The sequence below is a fragment of the Enterococcus gilvus ATCC BAA-350 genome (assembly GCF_000407545.1).
Taxonomy (GTDB): domain Bacteria; phylum Bacillota; class Bacilli; order Lactobacillales; family Enterococcaceae; genus Enterococcus_A; species Enterococcus_A gilvus.
Map to the genome: position 1 here is coordinate 869,575 of NZ_ASWH01000002.1, position 8,835 is coordinate 878,409.

Genomic DNA, 8,835 nt, shown 5'->3' on the forward strand with positions numbered 1-8,835 from the left:
AAACCAATCCTACACCTTTACGTTACGGCAAGGTCAAGGAAAAGCCAGCATTAATTTGCTGGCTGTGGTTTTTCCTATTATTTGACCACCATCACATTGCATGGCGCGTTGTTAATGACATAGTCTGTGGTTGAGCCCACCAGCACTCGTTCGACCGCGCCTTTCCCTGTGGCGCCTATATAAATCAGGTCGATGTGATAGGTTTCAGGTAAATCGAAGCATAGGGCTTTTTTAGGACTGCCGACACACGTAATCAACTGCTTGTTGTAGTAATCAATCTTCGCCGCCTCTTCTTCCAATTCGTTAAGGGCATACTGCTTCTCTTCTTCAAGGATCTGGGACACAGGCGTCGCACTATTGAGCATGATGCCGCTGTTATTGATGACTCGTGCGATGTACAAACGTGCATTGTTTCTTCGTGCGGCCTCGACCGCCTCCATCAATGCCTGGTGCGCTTGCGGAGAGCCGTCTACTGCTGCTAAAATGTTGCTGTAACGTTCTTTCATGATGCCTTCCCCCTTTTCTTCTAGTATAGCAAGGTGTGACTGTTTTGTACGCATTTTTCTCCTAGAGAAGACAAAAACCACTTCCTTGAAAAAGAAGTAGTTTCGCGTTAGATTTTTTCCAGATAAAGGGATTGTTTGTCGGTTTGATCATAGATTTCTTTCAGATCGTCCCAGGGAACTTCACGGTTTTGGTACCCGTATGGATCGTTCACATACACGACTTCCTTCTCTCGATCGAAGCCTGTAATGACCGCGGAGTGAATCAAAGGCGTCACATACATGCTGCCTTGATCGGTCTCCCAAAGCATAAAGTCGTTATCGGTCGGCACTTGAAACTCCACCGTTGCGACGATCCACACCGGTTTTCCGCTGCCAACAACGTCAATGATCTTATCAAAGGAGGTTTTGCTGGAGCTCACGACGCGGTAGTCATCCCCTACGACTGACTTGGCTAATTTTGCGATCGGCTCGACCGCGACCCCCATCGCCTCATCGCCTCCAGTAATGTCTCCGACAAATCCTAAATGAGGATCGCCGTAATTGCCAGATTCTGTGTACAGCGGCTGATAATCCAGTTCGTCTGCCAGCTCATTTTTCGTTGTATCAAAGCCATAATAACGCAGCAGCATGGATAACGCCGTCACTTCACACCCATTTTCCAGGGCATCCCCGTCAAATTGATTTTCTAACGGCACATCTAAAACGAGCTTCTTTTCCTGTTCTGTTTGGTCGATCAGCTCGGTCCAATCATTCTTTCCTTTAGCGATATAAATACCGCCGCTGATTACTACAAGCAGAATCAGCACTACAGTTATTCTTCTTTTCTTCATGTCATCACCTATCATTAGAGTCCACTTGGAATTATACGGATAAATAAGGTATATACCAACGATAACCCCTTAAATCAGATGATTATTAAGTTATTTTAAATGTTGTGAAGGCTTTCTAAAATGAAAGTTAAGGATTTAATAAGTTTAAATTTTTTGATGGCGGTTACAAACTTTTTGTTAGTAATTCCCCTCGATTCGTGTTATATTTATAGGTGGAATTTCGTTATCAGCGTAATAGTTGCCTTTCGTGACAAGAAGAAAGGAGAATGATTATGACATTCGATAACAAAAATGTGCAATACCGTGTCACGTTGGATACAGAGTTGAACCTTTTTATCGTTTTCGATAAGAACGACAAAAACCATGTAGCAACGGGTGTAACGATTGAAAAAGCGGTACAAGAATTGCAAAAGAACTAAGAGAACCGTTTGGTAGAAACAACCTCTATGCAACGGTGATCCGATTCATTTTTCGTGGTTTTGGAAAAATGATCACTTAACTAACGCATTAGCCTCGTCTGATGCAACGGTAAAATGATTTCCTTAAAACGAATGAGGAGTGACATCTCAGTGAAAGACACGAAATTGCATTAAAAGCACCTGCTGTGAATCCACGGTAGGTGCCTTTTTTTGTTCATAAAAAAGGTCTTGACGAAGACGCATTCGCCAAAACCTGTTGTTATCTTACGACCATCACATTGCAGGGGGCATGATTCACGATATACCCGCTGGTGGAACCTACCAATAGCCGTTGAAAACGGCCCTTCCCCGTGGCGCCGACATAAATCAAGTCGATCGCATACTGCTTAGGCAATTCTTCTGTTAACGCCTTTTTCGGATTCCCAATATATTGCACGATCTCCATATTTTGGTAACGACCTCGTTCCTGCAGCTTTTCAAGGTACTTTTTGGCCTGCTGAGACTCTTCTGCTAAAATATCATCCATCGGCTGCGCACTGCTCATCAAAATACTGGAATCATCAATCACTTGAACCACATACAGCCTCGCATCGTTCCGTCGCGCAGCACCGATCGCTTCAAAAAACGCGCCTTCCGACTGGTCGGAACCATCCACGGCAACCATAATATTCTTATATCTGCTGATCATACTACCTACTCCTCCGCTGTTCATATTCTATTGACTTTTGTATTGGATCGTTCCTTCATAAAAGATAGGTGCTCTACCGAATGACGGTTACACTACAGGGGGCATGATTGACGACATAGGCTGCGGTCGAGCCGATCCGTGAGAGACGAATCTCCCCTTTTCCTGTCGCACCCAAGTAAATCATGTCACTCTCATTTTCCTTCGCAAATTCAACGATTTTTTCTTTCGGATTGCCCAACTCGACAAAAGGCTCCACGTTTTCAAGGTTCTTAAGGGATGCGTCGTGCACTTTTTTCAACAGCTCTTTTTCAACCTGTTCTTTTTCTGCCGCGTAGATTTTGCTGAAGGAAAAGGCGCTGGTGGAGAGTTCATTGTCATTGATGATTGAAATAACACTCAACTTGGCTCCGTGGCGTTTCGCCGCTTTCACCGCTTCATCAAACGCGTGTTCAGAGTGATTCGACCCGTCGATCGCGACCAATATATTCTTGTAGTGGCTGATCATTGTAACCGCCTCCTTTCTTAAATTATAAAGGAAAAGAGACGATCTGTGAAACGAAAGAAACTTTGTCGTTGATAACAAAAGTTATCGTAGTGAAAAGCGGATAGCTTATTCGCAGCAGTCTTTTGGACTAAAATAAATAATCGATTTCTTTTTTGTAGATAAGGCAATTTTTTTACAAATTTGAAAATTTTCGGTATGTTTCTCTCCACACCTCTAACGCCTAAAATTAAAAAAAAGGTGTTATTCAATTTTCAAGAATAATCTGCACCCCTCTGAGCATTTTTCTTGTATCTCTTTGTGCTATCCGTTAAGGTAACAGTAGTTCATTTGTTTATCCGAGTTCCTTCCCAGGACTCCAGCCGTCGTTGCCCTGCGACGGCTTTTTCTATGAGCAAAAAAGTTGCCTAGAAAGCCTTTTCTATTTATAGTTAACTGTGGGTATACACCCATCCTTTATAGAATTTGTTTTTTCACTTGCGGACCGTTGCCTACTAGGCCGGTCTTTTTTTGCGTGCTGGGAAACGAACGCTTTTTTATTTTCCAACTCTTATCAACGTCCCTTCCTGCTCGGAAATTGGAATTTGTCCGAAAACAAAATCCCCCCCTGTTCATTACCTGTTTATATGTTAAACTAGGTACGTTGAGACAGCGTAATTGGAGGAAAGGATATGTATAAAGCCAACTTAAAAAACATCCTCACCCGAAAAGAAGAATGTTCGATCGACCTTTCTATGATTCCTCATGTTGGTGACACCTTGCAATTGAGACAACCCGATAAATTTTTATTGGTTCATGGCGTCACGCACATGATTGAAAGCGAGTCCACGGAGTTCGAGATCTTTGTTGAACCGATCGACCGTACCTATTGGATGAACGAAATTTAACGAAAGCGAGGATATACAAATGATTGCACACAAAAGAGATGTACTCCATGTAGTTTAAGACAAATACAATTACATGGAGGAATTTATAATGACAAACATTTATGATAACGAAGAATTTTTTGACAGCTATAGTCAAATGGCCCGCAGTAAGCAGGGCTTGGATGGTGCAGGCGAATGGCAAACGTTAAAGGGATTATTGCCGGACTTTGAAGGAAAACGCGTCCTGGATCTTGGCTGCGGTTACGGCTGGCATTGTTTTTATGCCGCAGAGCATGGTGCCACATCCGTCGTTGGCGTCGATCTATCGGAAAAAATGCTGGCGGTTGCCCGCGAGAAAAACACCTTTTCCACGGTCACCTTTATAAAAGACAGCTTTGATACGGTTGTTTTCGAGCCAAACAGCTTCGACATCGTGATCAGCTCACTGGCGATCCATTATATCGAAGACTTTGAAACGCTAGCCAAACACATCGCCACTTGGTTGGTTCCAGAGGGTCAGCTTGTCTTTTCCGTGGAGCATCCGATCTTTACTGCGGAAGGGTCACAGGATTGGACCTACGATGAAAAAGGACAGATCGCGCATTTTCCAGTAGACAATTATTTTTACGAAGGAAAGCGCACGGCCCATTTTCTCGGCAGTGATGTGACGAAATACCACCGAACAATGACGACCTATCTAGACAGCTTGTTGACGAATGGGTTCCAGATCCAACGAATCGTTGAACCTATGCCGCCTGAAACGATGATGGCAGTTCCCGGTATGAAGGACGAAATGCGCCGACCAATGATGTTGATTATAAAAGCAGAAAAACAATCTTAATACGCCCAGAAGTTTGAATCACAGGAAGCGACCGTCAAAAGGGAAATCTTTGGCGGTCGCTTCAAAACTTCTGGGTTTTTTGCTAGTTTATTCGTTCCATTGTTTCACAAATTTGTCGAATCGTCCGCTCCATCCTCTCGATCTGCTTCAATGAACCGGTCAGCTCGTCAATGGTGTTCAGATACCGGTCTTCTCGTTCGTTGTTTTGTTTCATCACCCACACCAATAACACAACAAAAAGGATCGGAAAACCGATGCTCTCTGGATTCTCAAGCAATGAAGAAAGAAGTGCATCCATGCTGCTTCACCCACTTTCCGAACAGAAGCCCCGCGTATCGGCGGCTCCCAGATCCCCTCTTTTGACAACGCTCACGTGTTTCCTCTCTCATAAGAACCCTTCCTTTCTCTTAAATCTATCTTTAGTATACGCGAACTTATGTTCGTTTTGTTGCCAAAAAAAAGACATTAGATTCCTAAATGCTCGGCTAACACTTCAAAAAATTGGTCTCGCAAACGAATCACCTGCCGCTTACTTAGAAAAACGTCCTCTGCCATACGATCCAAATTTCTTTTTGGCTGTTTTGACATGTACAGACCCTCAATGATCGCTCTCGTCTCACCGGTGGCTTGTTCCAAACAATAAGAAATGATCTTTTGGTTTCGTTCGAGATTGATCAACTGCCGATCCAATGAAATGGAGATCAACAGATCCTTGCTTTCTGGGTCAGTATTTTCCACCTTTGTTGCTTCAGTGGGATGTAATAGCAGCTTTCCCCTTCGCTCTAAATAATAATCCTGCATGTTCGGGTAGTCCTGCAAGATTCCTTTCAAATAGTCTTTCTTCCATTTTTCCATCGCTAGCCCTCCTTAAAATAACTCAAATACACTTAGAAGATAGGCATCTTCTAAATGAATGAACACCTGCCTTTTTTAAAAAGTAGGTTGAATTTCTTTTTTATAAGTCAATGGTAATACATTTCGAGTACACTGTAAATTCTTTTGTCCACATTTCGTCTCTTTTTATACGAAAAATAGGCGTAGTTATGGTATGCTGTCTTAGAAGGGAGTGACCACCTATGTTTGCCCAACAGTTGAAAGCCTTGAGAAAAAGAACACCGCGACTCACCCAGATGGACATGGCAAAAGAGCTCGGGATCGCCAAAACTACCTACGCCTCCTATGAACAGGGAAAACGAACACCAGATATTGAGACGCAAAATAAGCTCGCCGATTTTTTTCATGTTTCTTTGGATTATTTACATGGCCGTGAAAAAAATACGGCCTTTTCTTCTAAACAACTGACCGTTGCTGCGCATATCGATGACGAGGTCACAGAAGAACAAATGGAAGATATCTTAAATTACATTGATTTTATTAAGCTGAAGCATGCAAAGAAGGATTGATGAGATGGATAAAGCAGAGAAATTGATGGCTGACTTTCAAGGGATCGATTATACTTTTGAGCCTGCTATGCCAGACGGATTGAAGGGCCTATGCATTGATGATCAGGTTTATTTGAACCCGCGACAGTCGCCTGAAGAATTGACAGAGACAGTCGCAGAAGAAATTGCCCACTATTTGACGAGTGTTGGTGATATCACCAGTCAAGATACGAATGAAAAACGAAAGCAAGAGCAGAAGGCCCGCGACGTCGGTGCCACATTGGTCGTCACGCCACAGGATATCATTGACTGCCATAAGGAACATTTTTCGGCGGTCTGGGAATGCGCCGATTACCTAGGGATCACGAAAAGAGCCTTCGAGCATGCTGTCAGAGTCTACGCAAGAATGTATGAAGAAGGCTTGTCCTATAAAAATTACCGCATCCTTTTTCGGGCAGATGGCACGATAGGCGTCTTTGAATTTTTTGAATAGAAAAGAAAAACACCGACCTCCACGTTTGCGAAGGTCGGTGTTTATTTACATAATAGGTTCGACGAGATCACCGTAACTAATGACCGTTGTGAAATCAATTAAATCTTCGGTTTCACTTTTAATTATTTTTACGATCGCAGAATTGTTCAGCTTGTTCTTTACAATCCCTAGTTGCGTTTCCTGGTTATATTCGAAAAATACTTCTTGACCGATCGAGAAGCGTTCCCCTAACGATGAGGGTTGTGGAGATTTGAATCCATAGGTGCTTGCCATATGTGAATATCCTCCTTCAAATAATTATAGAAAAAAAGAAGACCGTTTCCGATCTTCTTCGTTATCTGTCGATTAAACAAATTAGTCTTTTGTGATGTTTGTAGCTTGTAAGCCGCGTTGGCCTTCTTCTACATCATAAGAAACTGCTTGGCCTTCGTCCAAAGTTTTGAATCCGTCGCCTTGGATAGCTGAGAAATGAGCAAATACGTCATTGCCATCTTCACCTGTAATAAAACCAAAACCTTTGTCTGCGTTAAACCATTTTACTGTACCTTTATTCATAATAAAGTACCTCCAATTACACATCAAGTGTGTTTATTTGTAATAAAGAATGACGTGTAAAAAAAAGTATCTTAGAAAAGCTAGATAAACAACTAGTCACATATCAAAGTATTACTCAGTTACTATATCACGGATAGATAGTAAAAGCAAAAAAACATGAACATTTCCTGAATTAATTGTTTCAAACATTAAGTTTTGCTTCTTTTTCTTAAGAACTGTTCCCAAACACGACAACGTATCTTTCCTCATTCAAACGAAAAAAACCGTTGACGTTTCTCTCTGTTTTTAGTCCTTTTACCGTAAACACGAACGATTAATTGAGGAAGGAGAATAAAAAAATCCGACGCCCCCCTCGACAGATCTTCTCTGGAATAGCGTTCGTCGGATGTAGCGTTTATATTGGCGGGAATGTGTGGGTTTAAATGTAGAGTTTAACCGGATTTATCATGGCTTTAAAAATCAACAATTCTTATTCAATTTCACTTAACTGTGAGGCGTATTTCAATAAACTCCAAACATTCAGTATGATAAAAACAAAGAAAAAAAGCCGGACGCATCCGACTTTTTTAGGTGCAAACCGAAGTAATACACCGCTATTTGGTATATTAATGGTACCATGAGCTATTTATAGAGTAAAGTAAAAAATTCTAGCCGTTTGAAATATACTCTTTTAACCCATTTATTTTCTTCCTAGCATCTGTTCCTAATATTTCACTATATGCTTTCATCGGAATAGATGAATATAGTAGCTCTCTTTTTTTATCAAACTGTGATACTACGCGGTTCAGTTCCGTTTTTGTCGTATGCTGCTTTTTCATTAAAAATATAAGCAGTATTAAAAAGTCTACTATGCTTTCAAAATCAATGTTTTTTATCCCTGTAGTATTTTCTAAATAACTTATAAGTTGAGAAGAAAAATTACTGTTATTAAATCTGCAATCAAAAATCATAGAATTATGCATTGTTGCATTTCTAATACCTGTTAAACAGAAAATAATATTTTCTAACATTCTACCATTTTGATTAAAACCAGTATGATGCACTATCTTGAGAATTAAACTAAATGCAACTGAAATCAAAAAAATCCGACAAACATTTAACAGAAAGCGCTCTGTATCAATGTTTGTCGGACATAATAATCATATTGGCGGGAATGTGTGGGAATCGAACCCACCCAAGAAGCTCTTAACTCCTCATACTGGTTTTGAAGACCAGAGGGAACACCAGAACCCATCCACTCCCGAAACAAAACAATCATACCATTCATTCAAAGGGGAATCAATAACAATTTCATAAGAAAAAAAGAAAGAATTTCCCCTCTCTGAGAAACTTCTTTCTTTTAAAAAATGACTAACTAATTGGTTTAAGCCTTTACCGCTTCTACTGCTGCTGCTCGGAGAATTCGTTGATTTCTTTGTTTAGGAAGTAGGAGATCGTGGTCCGAATCAAGACGATCAATCCTAGCTTGAGAATGTCTTGGAATGTCGGATTAATGATTGTTTCAATAATATCGGCGACGATAAGAAATTCTAGGCTTAAAAGTATATAGCTGCCCAGATAGGCTTTAATGTATTTGATCTTGTGCAGCGTAGATAACTGGCTGGATTCTTTTCCTCGCTGCAGCAGCTTCATAAATGAAAAAACCGCCCCGTACAAAATAATGCAGATCGATAAAATATCCAATAACAGCACGATTGGATGAAAAATAATTGGAATCAACTTTTCCAAGGTTGCCATAGTTGCCTCACCTTTC

Annotated in this window: 15 protein-coding genes and 1 tRNA gene; 5 read left to right on the plus strand and 11 right to left on the minus strand. The window is 41.1% G+C overall.

Annotated elements, in window-relative coordinates:
- Positions 1-77: 77 nt before the first annotated feature.
- Together I592_RS19260 and I592_RS19265 are read right to left on the minus strand one after the other, a co-directional pair.
- Positions 78-506, minus strand: coding sequence for a universal stress protein (locus I592_RS19260; protein WP_044926763.1), 429 nt, complete (start codon positions 504-506; stop codon positions 78-80).
- Positions 507-613: 107 nt separating this feature from the next.
- Positions 614-1,336, minus strand: coding sequence for a C39 family peptidase (locus I592_RS19265; RefSeq protein WP_044926907.1), 723 nt, complete (start codon positions 1,334-1,336; stop codon positions 614-616).
- A 272-nt stretch (positions 1,337-1,608) separates the two neighbouring features.
- Here I592_RS19265 and I592_RS21785 point away from each other — a divergent pair, with 272 nt between their 5' ends.
- On the plus strand, positions 1,609-1,755 hold the full coding sequence (locus I592_RS21785; protein WP_010778891.1) for a hypothetical protein: 147 nt from the start codon (positions 1,609-1,611) through the stop codon (positions 1,753-1,755).
- 259 nt (positions 1,756-2,014) lie between these two features.
- On the opposite strand, the gene I592_RS19270 is transcribed toward I592_RS21785, so the two are convergent.
- Both I592_RS19270 and I592_RS19275 read right to left on the minus strand, forming a co-directional pair.
- Positions 2,015-2,443, minus strand: coding sequence for a universal stress protein (locus I592_RS19270; RefSeq protein ID WP_010778890.1), 429 nt, complete (start codon positions 2,441-2,443; stop codon positions 2,015-2,017).
- A gap of 73 nt (positions 2,444-2,516) precedes the next feature.
- Positions 2,517-2,948: a universal stress protein gene (locus tag I592_RS19275; protein WP_010778889.1), complete on the minus strand. Its 432-nt coding sequence runs from the start codon at positions 2,946-2,948 to the stop codon at positions 2,517-2,519.
- Between the two features lie 668 nt (positions 2,949-3,616).
- Between I592_RS19275 and I592_RS19280 the strand changes: the two genes are divergently transcribed.
- Positions 3,617-3,832: a hypothetical protein gene (locus I592_RS19280; protein WP_010778888.1), complete on the plus strand. Its 216-nt coding sequence runs from the start codon at positions 3,617-3,619 to the stop codon at positions 3,830-3,832.
- An 85-nt stretch (positions 3,833-3,917) separates the two neighbouring features.
- Complete coding sequence (locus tag I592_RS19285) at positions 3,918-4,652, plus strand: class I SAM-dependent methyltransferase (RefSeq protein WP_099046867.1); 735 nt, start codon at positions 3,918-3,920, stop codon at positions 4,650-4,652.
- An 82-nt stretch (positions 4,653-4,734) separates the two neighbouring features.
- On the opposite strand, the gene I592_RS19290 is transcribed toward I592_RS19285, so the two are convergent.
- Both I592_RS19290 and I592_RS19295 read right to left on the minus strand, forming a co-directional pair.
- The gene (locus tag I592_RS19290; RefSeq protein WP_044926766.1) at positions 4,735-4,950 is read right to left on the minus strand and encodes a BhlA/UviB family holin-like peptide; all 216 of its coding nucleotides are present in this window, start codon (positions 4,948-4,950) and stop codon (positions 4,735-4,737) included.
- Positions 4,951-5,117: 167 nt separating this feature from the next.
- Positions 5,118-5,507, minus strand: a complete 390-nt coding sequence (locus tag I592_RS19295) for a RinA family phage transcriptional regulator (RefSeq protein WP_010778886.1) — start codon at positions 5,505-5,507, stop codon at positions 5,118-5,120.
- A 221-nt stretch (positions 5,508-5,728) separates the two neighbouring features.
- Here I592_RS19295 and I592_RS19300 point away from each other — a divergent pair, with 221 nt between their 5' ends.
- Both I592_RS19300 and I592_RS19305 read left to right on the plus strand, forming a co-directional pair.
- A complete protein-coding gene (locus tag I592_RS19300) occupies positions 5,729-6,055 on the plus strand; it encodes a helix-turn-helix domain-containing protein (RefSeq protein WP_010778885.1) in 327 nt (108 codons plus the stop codon).
- 4 nt (positions 6,056-6,059) lie between these two features.
- A complete protein-coding gene (locus I592_RS19305; RefSeq protein WP_010778884.1) occupies positions 6,060-6,527 on the plus strand; it encodes an ImmA/IrrE family metallo-endopeptidase in 468 nt (155 codons plus the stop codon).
- Positions 6,528-6,572: 45 nt separating this feature from the next.
- Here I592_RS19305 and I592_RS19310 read toward each other — a convergent pair whose 3' ends face one another.
- The 5 genes from I592_RS19310 to I592_RS19325 all read right to left on the minus strand — a co-directional run bounded on the left by I592_RS19310 (position 6,573) and on the right by I592_RS19325 (position 8,819).
- The gene (locus I592_RS19310; RefSeq protein WP_010778883.1) at positions 6,573-6,800 is read right to left on the minus strand and encodes a hypothetical protein; all 228 of its coding nucleotides are present in this window, start codon (positions 6,798-6,800) and stop codon (positions 6,573-6,575) included.
- Between the two features lie 81 nt (positions 6,801-6,881).
- Complete coding sequence (locus I592_RS19315) at positions 6,882-7,082, minus strand: cold-shock protein (protein WP_010778882.1); 201 nt, start codon at positions 7,080-7,082, stop codon at positions 6,882-6,884.
- A 647-nt stretch (positions 7,083-7,729) separates the two neighbouring features.
- Positions 7,730-8,161 carry a hypothetical protein gene (locus tag I592_RS19320; protein ID WP_139243528.1) on the minus strand — a complete coding sequence of 144 codons (432 nt, stop codon included), beginning with the start codon at positions 8,159-8,161 and terminating at the stop codon, positions 7,730-7,732.
- A gap of 66 nt (positions 8,162-8,227) precedes the next feature.
- A tRNA-Sec gene (locus I592_RS21500) sits at positions 8,228-8,324 on the minus strand.
- Between the two features lie 138 nt (positions 8,325-8,462).
- The gene (locus I592_RS19325) at positions 8,463-8,819 is read right to left on the minus strand and encodes a DUF1622 domain-containing protein (RefSeq protein ID WP_010778881.1); all 357 of its coding nucleotides are present in this window, start codon (positions 8,817-8,819) and stop codon (positions 8,463-8,465) included.
- Positions 8,820-8,835: the final 16 nt, after the last annotated feature.